Here is an 18,655-nt window from a genome sequence, read left to right as displayed (position 1 = left end):
TATATGCTTCTATAGCACGATTAAAGAGCGATAAAAGAACCTAATAAGTCATCTGCCCATTTTGCTTCCCTCTGATTAGGCATATGCATAGGATAAAGGGTCAAAGAAAACAGCGCCGGGAGGAGTGTACGGATGCACCCTGTATCATGCTGTCATATCTGCATGAAGATAAGCGGGGAGGCGGATCATGAAAAAATTATATTATGATTCAGCTTACTTAACAGCGTGGACGACTGAAGTTAAGGAGACAGCAGTTAGGGAAGATGGTGTTTTCGTTGTATTAAAGGAAACCGTATTTTATCCTAACGGCGGCGGACAGCCCTGTGACTTCGGCATAGTCAACGGGATTGCCGTCACGGATGTCATGTTGGAGGAAGGCATTGTCTATCATAAGCTAGAGTCTTCTTTGCCGGCAGAAGGAACGGTCTCTTGTCAGATCGATTGGGAACGGAGATTCGACCATATGCAGCAGCATAGCGGTCAGCATCTGCTGTCCGCTGTATGTCGGTCATTATATCAGGCCCATATGCTCAGCTTTCATCTGGGCAGTGATTATTGCACCATTGATGTGGACAAGCCTCATTTGGATGCGGAGCAACTCAATGCCATTGAGCGCGTGGTGAACCGTCAAATTGCCACTAACCATCCGATTAAGAGCTATTTTGTCACAGAAGAAGAAGCCAATCACCTCATCCAATGGCACATGCTGTTCTCAACAACTGGCTGCATGATTAATCTCTCCTCGTATAAAAAAACAAGCTTTTAAAATTCATAAAAGGCAATGATAAGACCTTCGTTGTTCGATTAACGGAAATGGCTGAGCATGCTGATACCATTACGGCAGAATACCTGAGAAAGTCATTGTGATTTTCGATGCAAGAACGAGATATGGTTTCGAAAAGACAGACTGACAGCCACCACGACTGGGAGAGTCAGGCTTTCACAACATAGGAGGGTATATGTCATAGGGTAAATTGAGGCTACGGTTTACTTTGATATATAAGATCCACCGAATCTAAGCCTAAAAATCAAAAAGAAGACAAACAGTATGTTCCTGTGTGTCTTCTTTTTGATTTAGGCAAGGCTTGTTCGTATTAGGCAAAGTTGTAGGAAATCGGCAGTTTGTTGATATCCTCAAGGCCGACCAATTTCCAAGGAGGGCAGGACACGGTATGCCATTGTCTGCAGATTCTACCCGATTCTCTTCGATGTGTTCCAGTGAGACTAGCGCTTTTCAGTATTTTTTCGTGGACGGTATTCCTTATTTATCGTCAATGCTATGAATAGATCAGCGATACGATACAGGGGACACGAGTTGTGAAGGCATTCGGAAAAGAACGCCAAGAGCTTTACAGATGGTGAAATTGCGATTGATGGGGTTAATGCTGATTATTTACTCGTAATGGATGCGGGCAAGGTAGTTGAGGAAGGAACGCATGAGCAGCTAATGACGAAGCAAGGCATATACCATGGATTTGTACAGAAGCATAATGAAGCTTTTCCTCTGAAAAGTGCAATTCATGGTTTGACAATTACAATCTTTTACATAAGAATAAATATATATTGTTTACCGTGTGTTAAAAGAAATATAAGAATTGTAAGGGGGCATGTATGCTTTTTTCTCAAAAAGCATCTGCCCTTTTCTGCCGCGTTCCACTAAAAAAAGCTTTATAGCTTAAGGAGATGACTGTCTCATGCATGATCGAAGTATGCTTCGTAATTATGTCGGGTCTCACTGGCCATCCTACCTTGCTGCCATTCTGCTTATTATTACTTCAAACATTACTCAAGCTTTGCTCCCCCGTGTCGTCGGTCAATTTACAGACGAACTGCCGCAGCTAACGCTCACCATGGATAAGATTATTCATTACAGTCTTCAGCTTCTCCTGATCGCGGTGTCCTTTAATGTGCTCTTTGGACTGGGGCAATTTATGATTATGCGGCTTGGCCGCAGATTTGAGTACATCACGCGTCAAAAGCTGTTTGGCAAATTCTCCGAGCTTAGTGAAAAATACTTTGCCAAGCAAGGCACCGGCAAACTGCTCAGTTATGTCATGAATGATGTGACTTCGGTGCGTGAAGCGATCTCCAATGGTATCAACCAAACGACGAACGCCGTCTTCCTGCTCCTTTCCTGTATCGTCATGATGATGATTGATGGTATTCCGCTGTCACTCATTGCGATTGGTGTAGGTCCGCTTCTGGCCATACCCTTTCTCGTTGTCTACTTTGGACCAAGAATACGTGAGAGATCTAGAAATGTTCAGGAAGCGCTTGCATCGATGACCGAATCTGCGGAAGAGCAGCTCGGTGGCATTCGGGTAACGAAAACCTTTGCCGCAGAAGACATCGCTGAGTCCCGATTCGGAACTAAAGTAGATTCCATTCGTGATAACCAGCTGAGACTCGTCCGGCTTTCTTCCTTGTTTCAGGCTTTGCTGCCGCTCCTTGGTGCAGTCTCCCTCGTCGTATCTATTGTGGTCGGTGGGTATATGACCATTCACAATATCATCAGCTTGGGAAGCTTCGTTGCCTTGACCCTATATCTTCGCATGATTATGGGTCCGCTCCAGCAGATCGGCAATGTCATCAATATGATGCAGCGGTCCAGTGCATCACTTGATCGAGTGAACAGTCTGCTTGGGGAAATACCGGATGTGAAGGAAGCTCCGGGTGCAGTCATGCTAAATAAAGTGGAGGATATTACGATTCAGAACCTGTCGTTTCGATATCCCGGAAGCAAGGAGTATGCCCTCCAAGATATCAATCTTGTCATTCCCTCAGGCAAAACAATTGGTGTGGTTGGCCGTACAGGCAGCGGGAAGAGTACACTGGTCAAGCTGCTCCTGCGCGTCTATGACCCTCCGGCGAACACCATAACCATCAGCGGTATAGATGTGCTTAAATTAACACTTGAAAGTCTGCGGTCCAAACTTTCTTATGTTCCTCAAGACGGTTTCCTGTTTAGTACAACAATTAAGGATAATATCGCTTTCAGCAACCGTGAAGCATCGCTCAGCGAGGTGGAGGCTCCCGCCAAACAGGCCATGATCTTTGACAAAATCATTCAATTTCCTAAACGATTTGATACGCCCTTAGGCGAAAGAGGCATTACACTCTCCGGAGGACAGCGTCAGCGAACAAGTCTTGCGAGAGGTCTGATGAAAAAAGCACCCGTGCTTATCCTGGATGACAGTATGAGTGCGGTGGATGCTGTAACAGAAACGGGGATTTTAAACAGCCTGAAAAAAGAGCGAAAGAACAAAACAACACTCATCATCTCCCATCGGATCAGCGCAGTGAAGCATGCAGACTTGATTATTGTTCTTGAGGAAGGACGCATTGTGGAGCAGGGCAGCCATCGTCAGCTCATGTCCAGAGGAGGGCAATATGCTTCGCTTGCCCGCATTCAGGAGGAGGGGTTAAATCATGGAGTCTAAACCGAATAAGAGTGCCTTCCGAGCCATATTAAGCTATGGACGACCGCATCGCCTTGCTTTTGTAGGCATCTTCTTCTGCTCCCTGCTCGGTATAGCGGCTGAGCTGTCACAGCCTTACCTGATCAAGATTGTCATCGACGACCATCTGGCGATCGGGAACACCGAAATTCGCTTTTTAATGCAAGTGGCCCTTATCTATTTAGCCCTGTCGATAATAAGCTTCATATTCACCTATATTCAGAACAATTTGCTGCAATATACGGGACAGAGCATCGTTGCATCCCTGCGCAAAGACTTGTTCAAGCATATAACGAAAATGTCCATGTCTTTCTTCGACCGCAGACACAGCGGAAGTCTCGTCACGAACGTATCTAGCGATACAGAGACGATCAGCCAATTTTTCACTCAAGTTCTGCTTAGTCTGATTCGGGATGGAATGATGCTTGTGATGATTATCTTTTTTATGTTCCAGCTGGATGTAACGATGGCGGCTTATTCACTCGCTGTACTGCCTGTCATTGCAATTGTTGCTGTCCTGTTCCGAAGTTATTTGCGGGAAACCTATAGTCAAGCAAGAACCAGGCTGTCCCGGCTCGTCGCTTTTATTGCTGAGAATTTATCGGGCATGTTCTTGATCCAGGCATTTCATCAGGAGAAGGAGCAGCTTAAGCAGTTCGGGGAGCAGAATGGCAATTATTATTCTGCAAACATTCGGCAGGTCCGATCCAATGTTATTTTTAACCGCACGTTTGATATTTTAGGTAACATCGCACTCGTACTGATGGTATGGCTTGGTGGGCAGGCCGTGCTTGGAAAAGCTCTCGAGGTAGGGGTGTTGTATGCGTTCATCAGTTATATCCGTCAGTTCTTTGGTCCAATCAACCAAATTACGATGCAGTGGAATACCTTTCAATCGACCACCGTATCCATGGAACGAATATGGAGTATTCTAAGTACGCAGCCTGGTGTCCCGGATCCATCGGATAACGATAAATCCTCCTTACGGCCAGAGCAGGTTGAGGGTAAGATCACTTTCAATCATGTATCTTTCGGTTATTTAGCTGACCAGCCTATTATCCATAACTTGAATCTTACGATCCAGCCTGGTGAAATGATTGGGGTGGTAGGTACTACAGGGGCAGGGAAAAGTACGGTGATTAGTCTCTTGAACCGTTTCTATGATGTGACCCAGGGCAGTGTGAAGATTGATAATATCGACATTAGGCTGCTGCCTCAAAAGACACTGCATCAGATTGTCGGGCTCATTCAGCAGGAACCTTTCCTCTTCTCCGGATCGATCATTGATAATGTAAGGATGTTTCGGGAAGAAATCAGCCGGGAAGAGGTTATGTCTGCCTGCAGGTTTGTTGGCGCCGATTCCATGATCTCGAGACTGTCTGGAGGATACGATACCCATTTATCCGAGAGAGGGAGCGGATTGTCTGCGGGTGAGCGTCAGCTCATTTCGTTTGCACGAATTGTTGTATTCAAGCCCCGAATTCTTATACTGGATGAGGCTACAGCCAATCTGGATTCTCATACGGAGCAGCTCGTCCAATCTGCCCTGGATTCCGTATCTGTCGGACGAACAACGATCGTTATTGCACACCGGCTTTCAACCGTGATGCATGCAGACCGCATTCTCGTGATGCGAGATGGATTTATCGTTGAATCGGGTACTCATCATGAACTTATGAAGCGCGGAGGCTGCTATAAGGAGCTATATGATCATGCGCTGGAATCAGGCACAGACACTAAGGAGCATTCGCATAATGATGTGGGATAACCATATAGCAGCACGGTATAATTGCAGCCTCTGAATAACAATTAAGCCCACCTTTTAAGGATGGGCTTTCTTCTTTATCTGAAGTTAGAGGTGCAGGCATTTTCTGAACTATTCACCAAAGGTAACATTCGGCATAGGAGTATAACGATCAAGGTATTTAGTGGACTTTGGGACAATTTTGGCTGATTTAATCCGATCAGTGACCACAAACTCCCAAAGCTCTTGTTTAACATTATAATCTTCACCATAAGGACGTATTACAACCTTGACTGTGAATTTAGTACTCCCCTTATTATCGATGACTTTATAATCAACAAAATCATAATCAATAATGCTATTCATTTCCTGAAATCCAGACGTAGGAAACTCCGTATAGATGTCCGTTGTGAAATCATTAGTAACCCACTTAAGAGCATCCTCACTAAATCTTTCATAATAACCCATAATAAATTTTGTAATCATGTTCTTTTGCAATATCCATGAAGCTTTATCGATCGTTTCAGATTTGAAACTAGGATCAGAATTCACATAAACCGTTTTACTCTTATTATCCCATGTGATCTCATTTCCAAATCCTTCAGAGATGGATCGAATAGGGACATATACTGTACCATCAATAATTTTGGGTTGTTTAATGCTTTTTACTTCATTGCTGTTAATGAAAATTTTTGGTGATGTTGAAGCAGCGTACCCTACTGCGCTAAATGACATGGCAGCTAAAATTAAGCTAATCAAGCCCATTTTGTTTATACGTTTCACAATATTCCTCCATTAAGTATCTTTAAAATTATTAACGATAATAGACGAGGAAATGTTTCCCTTTTTTAGCGATGCCTATCTAAATTATTACCTGAATGATTATACAGAATATGATTACGAAGCTTTGGAAAATGCGGAGAAAAACCATTTTAGGACGGTAGATAAAAAATATAATGATTCCTTTACTGCTTATGGCATTATGGTGAATAAAGTTGGGGTATGCGAAAGCTATGCGGCGACATACAAGCTGCTTAGTGATTTGGCAGGCTTAGATAGCATTGTCGTAACGGGTTATCTCGGAAGCGTACCTCATGCATGGAATAAGGTGCTACTAGACGGAAAATGGTATAATGTAGATTCAACAAATAATGACGCAAATTCTGGCATTCCTTACTTATTATATAACTCTGACGATGAAACAGCAGAGGATTTCGAGTTCTCCTTTAATAAAAATTATTGGACGGATGAAGGATTGCAGCAATTTGAAAGTAACGATAACTCTTTGGATTATTATACAAGCAAGGGGTTGGAAGTTAATTCTCCGAAGCGGGTTATTAAGTTATCTTATTCTTGAAGAATAAGTTCATCATAGATACAGCTTTCATCGAATAATTAAATGACATTTGTGGAGGCTAATAACAGACATACAGCCATAACCTTTCGATTTGGTTCATGTGCTGAAGCAGCAGGAGGATAACAGATGTCATCATTGATAGTGATAGGGATTGTAACGGGAATATTATCGGGGATTTGGGCGGCATTAAGCATGTCACTCGAACTTATAACTTTTGCCGGTTTTCTAGGATGGTCGACCTTTTTTGCTGTCGGCGGTGGAAGTAAGGGGTTGAAGTCCACCTTAATTACGAATATTAGCGGCGTGATCTGGGGATTTCTCATGATTCAAATGTCCAATGCATTCGAACTGTTCTTAGGTGAGACGCTAGGTCTCGGTGTTGCTGTAGCGCTTGGTGCATGCGGCATGTGCTTGCAGTCGCGTTTCAAATGGCTTGGGTTTATTCCAGGGGCGTTTATCGGATCTTCTACATTTTTTGCTACGGGATTTAATGTTAGCGGCAGCATTGCTGCACTAATTCTGGGTGCTTTATTCGGGTATATTTCTGAGAAGGGCGTGCATGTATTAAGCCCAAAGAATAGAGGATGAAGAAAGCTGAATGATCAAGGTGACACCTGAATAGGCATATTACGATTCATAAATTTTAGCTGATGGTTATTGATATTGATCAAAAGGATAAGTAAAATGGAGATCAATTGAAGAACATAGTAAAGAGGGGGCTCCTCCTCTACGGGACAAGGATTTGTCCCGATATGTATAGAGAGGTTTTTGATATGACAGAGAATTTTTGGCGTGATTTACCACGTCCTTTTTTTATACTGGCACCTATGGAAGATGTGACGGATGTTGTTTTTCGCCATGTTGTTAGTGAGGCAGGCAGACCGGATGTTTTCTTTACGGAGTTTGCGAATACAGAGAGCTATTGTCACCCGGAGGGAAATCATAGTGTGCGCGGGCGTTTGACTTTTACTGAGGATGAACAGCCCGTTGTAGCTCATATCTGGGGAGATAAACCGGAATATTTTCGTCAAATGAGCATCGGAATGGCGAAAGAAGGGTTCAAGGGCATTGATATTAATATGGGTTGTCCTGTAGCGAACGTAGCGGAGAATGGGAAGGGAAGCGGTCTGATCTGCCGTCCCGAAATTGCTGCGGAACTCATCCAGGCTGCAAAAGCCGGGGGACTGCCCGTCAGTGTCAAGACAAGACTGGGCTTCAGCAGCGTTGACGAATGGCGAGGCTGGTTAACTCATATTTTGAAGCAGGATATTGTGAACCTGTCCATTCATCTGCGAACAAGAGATGAAATGAGTAAAGTAGATGCGCATTGGGAGCTGATCCCGGAGATTAAGAAGCTTCGGGATGAGGTGGCACCAGATACACTTTTGACCATTAACGGAGATATTCCTGACCGCCAGACCGGTCTCAAGCTTGCTGAGCAGTACGGTGTGGATGGAATTATGATTGGGCGCGGTATTTTTCATAATCCATTTGCCTTTGAGAAGGAGCCGAAGGAGCACAGCAGTAAGGAATTGCTTGATTTGCTGCGGCTGCATCTGGATCTCCATGATAAATATTCGGCACTTCAACCGCGTTCGTTCAGCCCCCTTCCTCGATTCTTTAAAATATATGTCCGTGGATTTCGAGGAGCAAGTGAGTTAAGAAATAACTTGATGAATACAAAGTCAACCCGTGAAGTGCGGGCGCTGCTGGATGAGTTTGAAAGCAGGGAGCATGAGTCTGACTGATAGAGGTATATAAGCTGAAATGAAAAGAGGGGCGAAAGCCCCTCTTTTTTGTTTTATTTTCGTACGGCTTCATACACAAATATTTACTTCTCGTTACTTGGTTCTTGTCCGGAAATGTAATCGGCAGATACAACTGCATCCGAAAATCCGATGCTTTCTAAAACCGGCTTGAACTCTTCCACGCCATACCAACGTAATTCCCCTGAATAAATATTTTGATTCTCATTCTAAGTTGCAATTTGAGATGTGCATTTAAAAACGGTTAGATAGGTCTTTTGTATAGTAAATATGTAAAAATTTCATCAAAAAATCGGTGTAAAAATTTAGGTCTAAAGTTTTAATGCCCCTAATATTCCCCTCTCATTTATCCGATATATCTCTATATGTCTAAAACTTTAATAGTATACTATTTATTTTCTTTAAGAGGGGTTTACAGCAATGGGAAGAAAGCTAGCTCGAAGTGTAACAGCAGTCACACTTTCTTTGTCCATTCTCCTAAATGCAGGATTGGTACAAGCAAGTGATAGTCAGGCGGACATTGAGCAAGAAGTAATCGTTGTGTACAAGAATGAAAAGGGAAAGGAAAGGGTATTAGACAAAAGTGTTGAAGTTCAACACGAATTTGATACCATTCCCGCCGTATCTGCAACAGTGACGAACAGCGATTTGCGTAAGCTGCTGACCGATCCAAACATCGAGTATGTAGAGCGGAACATCTCATTCCGAATTACCGGCGAAGATTTTAAAGTTACTGCTGTCCTTCCACCGGGCACTCCACTAGAGCAATCTCAATGGAACTTCCAAGCCATTCAACCTGCGAAAATGTGGAGGAAGGGTATTACAGGGGCAGGAGTAAAAGTAGCTGTAATCGATTCTGGTATTTTTGCACACAATGAATTATCAATTGCAGGCGGTATTTCGACGGTTGAATACACCACCAGCTTTAACGACGATAATGGACATGGAACACATGTCGCGGGAATTATTTCCGCAAAAAACAACAATAGTGGTTTAGTAGGAATCGCACCTGATGTACAGCTATACGCTGTAAAATCAATGGATCAAAATGGAGATGGTACTCTTCAGGATGTGTTGGAAGGAATCGAGTGGGCCATCGTAAACGAAATGGACGTTATCAACATCTCGCTTGGTACAGATGAGGATTCTGCTGCACTTCATGAAATGGTTGATCGTGCGTATAACGCCGGAATTGTCGTGGTTGGTTCCGCAGGTAATAGTCAAACAGATAAAAATAAGGTTCCGATTCCAACGAGCACTTATACTGTAAACTATCCAGCAAAATACGATAGCGTTATTGCAGTTGCGGCCGTGGATGAAAAGAATGTGCGAGGGGTTTTCTCTTCCGTAGGTCCAGAGGTTGAATTAGCGGCTCCGGGCGTAGGTGTAGTCTCGACTTTCGTAAAGAAAGATGGTACGGGCAGCGGTTATGCGATAGCAAACGGCACGTCCCAAGCGGCCCCGCATGTTACAGGTATGATTGCTTTGTTGAAACAGCAAAGACCTTTGATGACCAACAAAGAATTACGTGAAGAAGTCAAGAGGTATGCTGTAGATATTGGAACACCCGGTCGTGACACAGAGTTTGGTTTTGGTTCGCTTACCTTCAATAAAGACATGGAGGCACCAGCCAATGTAACCAATATTCATGTAACGGGTAAAACTGAAAATTCGATTTCTCTTTCGTGGACAAACCCGATTGACACTGACTTCGCTATGAATAACATCTATGTGAATGATGTAAAATTAGGATCTACGGCAGAGGAATCTTTTACGCTAAATAAATTGCTGCCGAATTCGCCATACACCATTGCGGTTAAATCCGTTGATGCTGGAGGTAACGAATCTATCGGTACAGCGGTTACCGAAATAACGGGTGCGGGCGCTGCGGCTGCTAGAACAAGCTTAAATTTAAAGATGTAAAAAAAGGTGCTTGGTATGAAGCATCGGTGGATTGGGGCATTTCAAAAGGGGTTATTAACGGTTATAAGGATGGTACATTCAAACCAAACCAAAAAGTAACCGAAGCCGAGTTCTTAAAAATGATGGTTCGAGTGTACGAGCCGACCCTATCCTCTTCTAAGGGTGAAAATTGGACAGAAGCATATTACAAGCGAGCCAGAGAGCTGAGGTATCCTGTGAAAAGCTACAGCGATATGGCTTCTAGAAAAAAAGTAATTCTTCGTAAACAAGTTGCTGAACTGATATCTTCTTCCGAGGGTGTTAATTTCAGTGGTAACGATGCGATTCACTATCTGCTTGCTTTTGGCATCGCGGCAGGTTCGAATCCGAATGAAGTAACTATTGAGAGTTTTAAAGGCGATAAGGCATTGACTCGAGCGGAAGCAGTTAAGTTCGTCAAGAACCTTTCCGAATATGGCATTGGCGGTCTTCTCGAAAGACCATCCGAGCGGTCCAATCCGAACGATCTTCCGCCGATCCGTCGTTAATTCCCAAGCGGACACAGTTCCTTCAGACATACGATGGGGCGAGCCTAATTAGGCTCGCCCCTCTTTGTCTTATTTCCGTACGGCTTCATACACAAATATTTGCGTCCCGTTACTTGGTTCTTGTCCGGAAATATAATCGGCAGACACAATTACATCCGAAAATCCGATGCTTTCTAAAACCAGCTTGAACTCCTGCACACCGTACCAACGTAATGCGAAACGCTGCAATTCGGTTTGAATAAGCTTTCCGTTCCGCCACTTTTCATATTTTAAATGTGAGACTTTATACTGGTTGAATAAATCAGCTTCTACTAGCTTATTTTCCATTGTGATTGTATCGCCATTCGGTAAATTGAAGGTTGATGTTTCTACGAACTTACCAACATCAAAATTACTGTCAGGCAGGAAAAGATCGAGGATCAGCCGCCCACCGGGTTGAAGATGCTCATAAAGTCGCTTTAAGGCTTTTAGAGAGTCTTGCCGGTCTTCGATCAATAAAAATGATCCACCCGGAATAATGATTGCTTCATATTTGTGGGGCAGGGAAAGCTCCTGCAGACTAGATTCGTATAAATGGGCTGTAAGCCCACGATCTTCACAATGTTGCCGGCAAGAAGCCAGCATTTCAGAGGAGTAGTCAGCTCCATCCACAATAAGGCCTGATTCAAGGAGTGGAATGATTATTCTTCCGGAGCCAACCATTGCCTCAAGAATCCGTCCCTTACAATGTTTCAGCTTATCTTGATAATATTCTAAATCACCGCTTAAGGATTGCCCGATTTTCTTGGTGTGGTCGTAGACCTCAGTGCACAGTTCACCGTAATAACTAAACGACATACACTTACTCCCTCCGTGCAGAAGTACGCACCTTCTATGTAAAATTAATCCAATTATAGGTTTTAGAATAGTTTCGGTCAATGGAACAATTTAGTATAATCAAGCTATAAAAAAAGAACAGGGTGTGCAAATGATCAAACTAACCATCCGCCAAGCGCGGCAATTTATGTTGTTGAAGCACGGTCTCCTGGGTGAATACAAGTTTATAGGAAAACAGGGCATATTGGATTTTGTTCGACAGGCAGGCTGTATTCAATACGATCCCATCAATGTATGCGGAAAAAATGCCGAATTGGTGCTGCAATCGCGAGTGAAGGGATTTACCAAGGGAATGCTCGAAGAGCTGCTGTATAAAGATAGAAGGTTAGTCGATTATCCTGACAAAGTTATGTCTATTATCGCTGCCGAGGATTGGCCGTATTTTGAGCGGTACAGACAGGCCGCGAGGCAGCATGCAGAGCACTATCCTGAGATGCAAGCTTTGACAGAGCAAGTACGGACTCACATCGAAACTCACGGTGCGATAAGTTCAGATGATTTAAAATTGGATGCGGATTTCTCTTGGCGATCGGCCATTCATTGGAGCGGTGGAAACAATACAACCCGTTCGGTCCTGGAACAGATGTATTCGACAGGTGAATTGATTATCCATCACAAGAAAGGTACGCGAAAATATTATGATATCGCCGGGAAGTACATACAGGAAAGCTTGCTGAATACTACAGAGCCGCTGCCTGACGAAGTAGAGCATCAGAAATGGCGGGTACTCCGCAGAATTGGTGCAATTGGTCTGTTATGGAACCGTGCTTCCGATGCTTGGCTGAACATATGGGGAATGAAGACGCAGCAGCGCAGCGAGGTCTTCCGACAATTGCTGGACGAAGGTAAGATTGCTGCAGTTACCGTGGATCAAGTGAAGGATATACTCTACTGCTGCACTGAAGACTTGCCGCTTATAGAGGCGGTCCTTAACAATCCAGTGCCGAAATTTCGCTGCGAGTTGATCGCCCCCCTGGACAATATGATGTGGGACAGAAAGATTATTAAGGCATTATTTGGATTTGATTACACCTGGGAGATTTACACGCCGGTTAACAAACGGAAATTCGGGCATTATGTTCTGCCTCTATTATGCGGAGAGAGCTTCATTGGGCGCGTCGAGGTAATCGCAGAGCGAAAAACCGGGACACTTGTCGTTAAAAACATTTGGTATGAGGAAGGTGTGAAGCCAACAAAGAAGCTGCAGACAGCTTTGGATGATTGTTTCAAAAGGTTTGCGATATTCAATGGATGTGAGGCGATTTCGATCCTTGCGACCACGGATGAATCAGCCGAGTGAAAAACAGGTGTCTAACACCTGTTTTCCTCGGTTTTTTCTATAGATACGATTCTATGCCTTCAAGGGTGAGCTCGGCAGTCAAAATTTGATTTGAATACTCGGCATTTTGAGGATTGGTAAAGTGATAGTAATTTAGTGCGTCAGTATCTTTTAAAAGATTACCCGTTAAAATGCAAACTGCGGTTTCATCTTTATCTATAACATTTTGAGAGATTAATTTTTTTAATCCTGCTACGGTAGCCGCTGATGCAGGTTCGCAGCCTATTCCGCTTTTGTCCACGATGGCCTTAGCATTGAATATCTCATCATCCGTTACGGAGCAGGTCACCCCGTTAGTCTCTTCGAGGGTTCTTAATGCTTTTCTCCAGCTTGGAGGATTTCCAATATTCAAAGCAGATGCGCGTGTATATGGGGAGGGCTCTGGCGAGAGTTCGCTGCTTCCGCTGGCAAACATTTTATGAAAGGGTCTTGCTCCTTCGGCTTGCACTAACGCCACACGAGGTAATTTATCGATGAAACCAAGATTCTTAAGATCCCGAAGTCCCTTGCCCAACGCGGAGACATTACTTAACGCTCCACCCGGTATAATAATCCAATCAGGGAGGCTCCAGTTTAAGTATTGGGCAATTTCGTAGATGATACTTTTTTGCCCTTCAATACGGAATGGATTAATAGAATTACAGATATAGAATCCAAGTTCCTTACTATGTCGTTCGTAAAATTGAATCCCGTCATCATATGTTCCATTAAAACTGATAACCTTTGCACCGTACGCAATGGTTTGTAGTACCTTGTTCAAGGATATGTTTTTATTCGGAACAAAGACGTAAGAGGAAGCCTGTGCCAAAGAAGCATACATGGCCAATGAGGAAGAGGTGTTTCCTGTTGAGGTACAAGTGAAGCGATCATACCCTAGAGAGCGTCCATGGGAAACGGCGACAGTCATTCCATTGTCCTTAAATGAGCCGCTAGGATTTTCGCTTTGTGCTTTAAGCCAAATCTTATGAATTCCTGTGTAGGATTCTAGCAACTCAGAACCGTAAAGTCCGGTATTTCCTTCGTATTTGGTCGTTATAAATTCATCAGGCAATTCAGGGAATATGAGTTCCTTATAACGCCACACACCGCTGGCATAGGGGCTCATTCTTTCAGACAGTCGCTCGTGAAACGTCCTCTTCAGAAGGTCTGCATCTAGTTGGCTTGTATCATGGATGATGTCGAATAATCCTCCGCAAGAACATTGGTAATCAAACATATCGGGGGGCAGTTCACGATTACAATTTACACAAATAAGTTTCATAAGTTGCGAGATACCCTATATATCAGGCTCTCAATTCACCCCTTTTTAACGGATGTTTAATCTATATGTGCACTATACCTCAAAATTACATAGATTGGAATATCCTGTAATTGACACAAGTCTACTTCCGCTTATATTCCGTTGGGGTCGTATTCATAATCTGCTTAAACACACGATTGAAGCTTCGTATGCTATCAAAGCCGCATTCATAGGAAATATCCAGTATGCTCAGCTTACTTTCCGCAAGCATCCATAATGCCTTGTTAATACGGAGACGATTAATATAGTCCCTGAAGGAACGGCTCCTTGCCGCGGGCTTGGTGTAGCCGACATGGCAAAATGTCTGGATACGGGAGAAACCCCTAGAGCGAACGGGGATTTGACCAACCATGTACTCGAGATCATGCATGCATTCCAGATCAGCTCCGAAAGCGGAAAGCATGTAGAGCTGACAACAGGCTGCGAGAAACCTAAGCCACTGCCGACTGGGCTGATCAAGGGAATGATCTGATCACAGCTTGGGCTTGAAAATACGGACTCAGTAAATATGAGAGTGCGTAATGTTAACTAAAAGGGTTCTGAGCTCTTTCCCTCAGACTGTCGATGATGTTTGTCGGCAGTCTTTTTTTATATGCAGATAATTATGGTATATTGGCATATGACTATAAAATAGTATGGCAAGCATAGGAGGATTACATGTCCTGGAGCAAATTGAAGCAGCAGCTGGAGAGCTTTCTCAGTCCTGCGTTACAAGGAAGGGTTGAATACCGTGCAACGGGTTACCGTTATTCGCCGGATAAAGCAGGGCTTTGTTATATTTCGGTAGATAAAAAGAATGTATTCAATATGAGTGATAAAACCAGCGTAATCAGATGGTATCAGACGGAGATGGAAATTAAGAATGATCCGGATATCCAAATTCCTGTCAGCGATGAAGAAATCGAAGCGGTCAGAAAAGATACCAAGGGGAACGTTCCGGAGGATCGTCTAGTAGTCATGGCAAGAAACAGAAAAAGCTCAGAGTATGCAAAGGAGATTTTGGCAGCACAGACTTCCTTAAGCAAATCTAACTTTATCGCTACAGCAACTAAATTTTTATCTACTTCCATAGAAGAAAATATAGAGAGCGATGATATCCTATTGAATATCCTGGCTCTGGTGGACAGACGTGTTGGGAAAAAGCGAATTATTAACATGGCTGAGAAAATGAAGTTAAAGCATCCTATCGTGCAGTATTTTTATGAGCTGCGTCGCAGCACTTTATAACTTATGAAGGGCCAGCAGGATCACTCGTAAAGGATTCTATTTGATTTAGATCATGCTGGCGTATACAGAAAAGAAGCGGGACAATCCCCGCTTCTTTTCTTGAATGCTCGTTATATGTTGAGTCTTTATATAGAAAGCTTTCCGAGACCATTCCCAATGTGTCCGCCAGAGAGCAGAAGCTTCTTGGCAGCACGCTGGAGGCTGGTATTCTCCGGCAGTGCTTCATCGGGAACGTCATCTTTCCTGTTGAATAACCACACACGTCCGCTGTTGCTCGAAGCATCATCTTGAACGATCGTATAATCCCGTGCAAATGTACAGATACCGGACGAAGGCGGCAGCATGTCATGAACTGTCCTCGATAGCAGCCAAGTATGGCAGTACGCTGGCGGCACTGATCCTTGAAGCTTCATGAAAAATTCGTTGCTTGCAGCGTAAGAGGCATGAAGCGCCTCGGTTGTAAGAATGGCGTCGCCTGGAATATGAACGGAAAGCGCAGGCTCGCCGGGTGTAAAGCCCAGCGGGGCAGCATATTCCTCTGTCAGTGTACGGAGCTCGAACTCAAGCGTTCCTATGCGGAACAGCTGTCCGCTTATCTGGCGCCACACCCAGAATCCGCGGTCAAAGCACCAGTGCCCTGTCCATTCACGGCTCTCGCGCACAAAGCGGGGGAAACAACCCATTGTGGCCAGAAATATATCGTCCGAAATACCGCGTTCAGCGAATATCGGACGTGCCGCCAATGCTGCAGTGAGCAGTAAAGCCAGCTCGCCAAGGCCATCGGGCGCGATTAGATTGCCAATCTCTCGCACCTGTTGCGATGCTGCTTCGGCACGCGATTTGTCGAGCAGGGCAGGCAGCAATTCCTCGAGCCGGTCAGCTTCAGCCTTAAACGCATCTATAAGCGAACAGAGCTGTGAAGTAACTTCTTCCGGCATATCCAGCTCTGTACAGAATGCATGCAGCAGATCTGCCTGTAAATATTGCAATACTTCCATGGGTAACATCCTCTCCAAAACGCATCATTCCAAGGCTTTGCGTGTCTGCTCAGCAGCGTTTTGCCATCTTTAGTTTTAAATGTCGAATTTCCTCTATTATCCTAATGGTATCAGCAAGCTCCTCTGCAAGTAAAGCATCTTTCTTCTCAACATAAAAAGGAACCGGGGCGCTTTCGTTTCCGGTTCCTTCAATAAAGGCAAGATTTATACCTGATCCTCCGGTGTGGTAATCGGATTCGGCGACGAATCGTTCAGATTGCCACTGAGCGCAGCGCAGCGCAGATCGTTCTGGAGCCGGGTCAGATTCGCTACCGATTCACTGACCTGCAGGCCATGGCGAAGCTTACGGGCTCCGGTCTCGGTGCGGATTGTATTGCCGATGACGCGATGATCGCCGCCTTTCCCAGTAAGGAAGATCCCATCGAAGCTTCCTTCGGCGGATTGTCCCGCGTTAGTAATCATATTGGATTCGATCGTCACCTGGCTTGAATTAGTCACCTGAATTCCGTGTCCGGCAGTGTTATACAGAAGGTTGCCCGTAATTTGAATGCGGCTGCAGTCCGCGGCCGTGATACCATTCTTTCCAGCCCCTTCGAAAACATTACCGGTTACGATCGTGTCCTGGCATTTCAGACTGATAAACTGGGCAGCCATCTGTTTGAATACATTGTTTGCAATCACCACTTTATTCCCGCTTCCTTCAGGGAAGCCCTCCACATAGATGCCACTGTTGGTCGCTTGATCCAGAATGTTCCCTTCAATCACGATTGAGCTTGCCGGCTGCACTGGATGGTACACGCCATTGTCATCCCGGGAGGAGGCGGAGGTCGCAGACGGTGTTGAAACAAAGATGCCGCCGTTAACCTTTTTCATATGGTTACCGCTAATGACTGCATTCTGCCATTTGAATGGACGGATTGCCCAGTAGGTGCTGCCTTCCATTACGTTATCTCTTACAATGATATGATCGAAGTATGCACCCGGATAAGCACCGTGGGCCCCGACACCGCATGGCCAAGAGACTGTGCCGGGGGTGCCGCTTGCACCGAAGAAGCAGTTTTGTACTGTGACGTGGTGTGTCGGCGTATGGTCGGCCGCTTGTCCGATAAAGCCGGCTTTGATCGCAGGCTCCAGCTGAATGGCCTCGCTGTAATTTTGGCTTGTAAACATGAAGCCGACGAACCGGCATTGATCGATCATGACATGTCTTACACCTGTCATTTCAATTCCGTGTCCACTCTGTGTATCTTTAATCGTTACGCCGCGCAGCGTAATATGCTCGGCGTGCGCCAGCGCCATTCCGTTGCAGACGCGGGTATATTGAACCGCATTGCTGTCCAGTGTGCCGCCCTCTATTGTAATATGGCTGTTTCCTTCATAACCGTAAAAGACATCGGATGCCCGGTAATTACGGATGAGATTGTCGTTGTGCGTTCGAAGCAGAACTGCATCCGCATCCATCTTCAGATGGGTATGACGGAAAATATACAACTCCTGTGTCATCCGGTAAATGCCCGCCGGAACCAGCACAGTCGCTCTTCCACGCTGGACAGCTTCATCCAAGGCAGCCTGAAAGGCGGCTGAATCGTCTGCTTCCCCGTCTCCTTTGGCGCCGTACCATTTTATATTCACCGTGTTATTTTCAATAATTCGTTTAAATCGAAGGCCTGCTGCGCTTACGAGGACCGTGCCGGTATTATCCGGGCTATAGGTGTCCGCGGGGTCATACACGAACATGCCTTCTTGCTGATGGTCGGTTATGTAATAAAGATTCGTGAGGACGGAATGCTTGAGGGAACGCAGCTGTGCGATGGTCGCTGCGAGGAATACCGGTCCTTGAACATGGGGAGCTGCTGCGTCTTCTCCATAGACGGCTTCCGATACACTTGTCCCCATAGCGTTTGCCCGGTAGCCTCCAAGCAGAGCGACTGCGCCTGCCGAGCCAAGAGCAGCGAGCAGCTTTCTCCGGCTAAGTGTGAGTTCCTTGTGCTCCGGCTCCAGCGGTTGATTGTTGACTTTCATTCGTATAAGCCTCCCTTATTTGAACGAGTGGTGTTCAGATAAAGCGATATAAGCATAGCAGAAGCCGGATTTCTGCTCGATTGACATATTCTATGATGATTGCCCATTTCTACGAATC

The 18,655-nt window shown here is 44.9% G+C and carries 17 protein-coding genes; 11 read left to right on the top strand and 6 right to left on the bottom strand.

Translation table 11 applies throughout. The features are described 5' to 3' along the window. The first annotated feature begins 187 nt into the window (after positions 1-187). The 3 genes from BN1234_RS05495 to BN1234_RS22195 all read left to right on the top strand — a co-directional run bounded on the left by BN1234_RS05495 (position 188) and on the right by BN1234_RS22195 (position 5,226). Positions 188-766 (top strand): alanyl-tRNA editing protein, encoded by a 579-nt coding sequence (locus BN1234_RS05495; protein WP_054955658.1) that lies wholly within the window; start codon positions 188-190, stop codon positions 764-766. A gap of 928 nt (positions 767-1,694) precedes the next feature. Next, positions 1,695-3,440 carry an ABC transporter ATP-binding protein gene (locus BN1234_RS22200; protein WP_054955657.1) on the top strand — a complete coding sequence of 582 codons (1,746 nt, stop codon included), beginning with the start codon at positions 1,695-1,697 and terminating at the stop codon, positions 3,438-3,440. Further along, the gene (locus tag BN1234_RS22195; RefSeq protein WP_054955656.1) at positions 3,430-5,226 is read left to right on the top strand and encodes an ABC transporter ATP-binding protein; all 1,797 of its coding nucleotides are present in this window, start codon (positions 3,430-3,432) and stop codon (positions 5,224-5,226) included. The genes BN1234_RS22200 and BN1234_RS22195 overlap by 11 nt, the downstream gene beginning before the upstream one ends. A 108-nt stretch (positions 5,227-5,334) precedes the next feature. On the opposite strand, the gene BN1234_RS05480 is transcribed toward BN1234_RS22195, so the two are convergent. Beyond that, positions 5,335-5,985 carry a copper amine oxidase N-terminal domain-containing protein gene (locus tag BN1234_RS05480; protein WP_082423111.1) on the bottom strand — a complete coding sequence of 217 codons (651 nt, stop codon included), beginning with the start codon at positions 5,983-5,985 and terminating at the stop codon, positions 5,335-5,337. A 52-nt stretch (positions 5,986-6,037) separates the two neighbouring features. Between BN1234_RS05480 and BN1234_RS05475 the strand changes: the two genes are divergently transcribed. The 5 genes from BN1234_RS05475 to BN1234_RS05455 all read left to right on the top strand — a co-directional run bounded on the left by BN1234_RS05475 (position 6,038) and on the right by BN1234_RS05455 (position 10,775). Beyond that, a complete protein-coding gene (locus BN1234_RS05475; RefSeq protein WP_054955655.1) occupies positions 6,038-6,559 on the top strand; it encodes a transglutaminase domain-containing protein in 522 nt (173 codons plus the stop codon). A gap of 126 nt (positions 6,560-6,685) precedes the next feature. Then, a complete protein-coding gene (locus BN1234_RS05470) occupies positions 6,686-7,147 on the top strand; it encodes a DUF1097 domain-containing protein (RefSeq protein WP_054955654.1) in 462 nt (153 codons plus the stop codon). Positions 7,148-7,332: 185 nt separating this feature from the next. Further along, positions 7,333-8,307 (top strand): tRNA dihydrouridine synthase, encoded by a 975-nt coding sequence (locus tag BN1234_RS05465; protein ID WP_054955653.1) that lies wholly within the window; start codon positions 7,333-7,335, stop codon positions 8,305-8,307. Between the two features lie 438 nt (positions 8,308-8,745). Beyond that, positions 8,746-10,248 carry a S8 family peptidase gene (locus tag BN1234_RS05460; RefSeq protein ID WP_054955652.1) on the top strand — a complete coding sequence of 501 codons (1,503 nt, stop codon included), beginning with the start codon at positions 8,746-8,748 and terminating at the stop codon, positions 10,246-10,248. Between the two features lie 26 nt (positions 10,249-10,274). Next, the gene (locus BN1234_RS05455; RefSeq protein ID WP_054955651.1) at positions 10,275-10,775 is read left to right on the top strand and encodes an S-layer homology domain-containing protein; all 501 of its coding nucleotides are present in this window, start codon (positions 10,275-10,277) and stop codon (positions 10,773-10,775) included. A gap of 69 nt (positions 10,776-10,844) precedes the next feature. Here the strand turns inward: BN1234_RS05455 and BN1234_RS05450 are convergent, their stop codons facing one another. Further along, a complete protein-coding gene (locus BN1234_RS05450) occupies positions 10,845-11,612 on the bottom strand; it encodes a class I SAM-dependent methyltransferase (protein WP_054955650.1) in 768 nt (255 codons plus the stop codon). A 130-nt stretch (positions 11,613-11,742) separates the two neighbouring features. On the opposite strand from BN1234_RS05450, the gene BN1234_RS05445 reads away from it, so the two are divergent. Next, positions 11,743-12,951, top strand: coding sequence for a winged helix-turn-helix domain-containing protein (locus tag BN1234_RS05445; protein WP_054955649.1), 1,209 nt, complete (start codon positions 11,743-11,745; stop codon positions 12,949-12,951). A gap of 37 nt (positions 12,952-12,988) precedes the next feature. On the opposite strand, the gene thrC is transcribed toward BN1234_RS05445, so the two are convergent. Together thrC and BN1234_RS23045 are read right to left on the bottom strand one after the other, a co-directional pair. Then, complete coding sequence (gene thrC, locus BN1234_RS05440) at positions 12,989-14,251, bottom strand: threonine synthase (protein WP_054955648.1); 1,263 nt, start codon at positions 14,249-14,251, stop codon at positions 12,989-12,991. Positions 14,252-14,372: 121 nt separating this feature from the next. Then, positions 14,373-14,642: a helix-turn-helix domain-containing protein gene (locus BN1234_RS23045; RefSeq protein WP_370733789.1), complete on the bottom strand. Its 270-nt coding sequence runs from the start codon at positions 14,640-14,642 to the stop codon at positions 14,373-14,375. Between BN1234_RS23045 and BN1234_RS22450 the strand changes: the two genes are divergently transcribed. Then, positions 14,583-14,762, top strand: a complete 180-nt coding sequence (locus tag BN1234_RS22450) for a hypothetical protein (RefSeq protein WP_054955647.1) — start codon at positions 14,583-14,585, stop codon at positions 14,760-14,762. The two genes, BN1234_RS23045 and BN1234_RS22450, sit on opposite strands and share 60 nt — an antisense overlap. Before the next feature lie 185 nt (positions 14,763-14,947). Further along, positions 14,948-15,517 carry an SF0329 family protein gene (locus tag BN1234_RS05430; RefSeq protein ID WP_054955646.1) on the top strand — a complete coding sequence of 190 codons (570 nt, stop codon included), beginning with the start codon at positions 14,948-14,950 and terminating at the stop codon, positions 15,515-15,517. Between the two features lie 125 nt (positions 15,518-15,642). Here BN1234_RS05430 and BN1234_RS05425 read toward each other — a convergent pair whose 3' ends face one another. Both BN1234_RS05425 and BN1234_RS05420 read right to left on the bottom strand, forming a co-directional pair. After that, on the bottom strand, positions 15,643-16,515 hold the full coding sequence (locus tag BN1234_RS05425; RefSeq protein WP_054955645.1) for an acyltransferase domain-containing protein: 873 nt from the start codon (positions 16,513-16,515) through the stop codon (positions 15,643-15,645). 204 nt (positions 16,516-16,719) lie between these two features. Next, entirely contained in the window at positions 16,720-18,537 is a 1,818-nt protein-coding gene (locus tag BN1234_RS05420) for a NosD domain-containing protein (RefSeq protein ID WP_054955644.1), read from the bottom strand. Between the last annotated feature and the right edge of the window lie 118 nt (positions 18,538-18,655).

Origin of the sequence: Paenibacillus dakarensis, from assembly GCF_001373415.1 — a bacterium.
Taxonomy (GTDB): domain Bacteria; phylum Bacillota; class Bacilli; order Paenibacillales; family Paenibacillaceae; genus Paenibacillus_AQ; species Paenibacillus_AQ dakarensis.
Note: the sequence above shows the minus strand (reverse complement) of the source record. Positions and strands in the feature narration are given on the sequence as shown.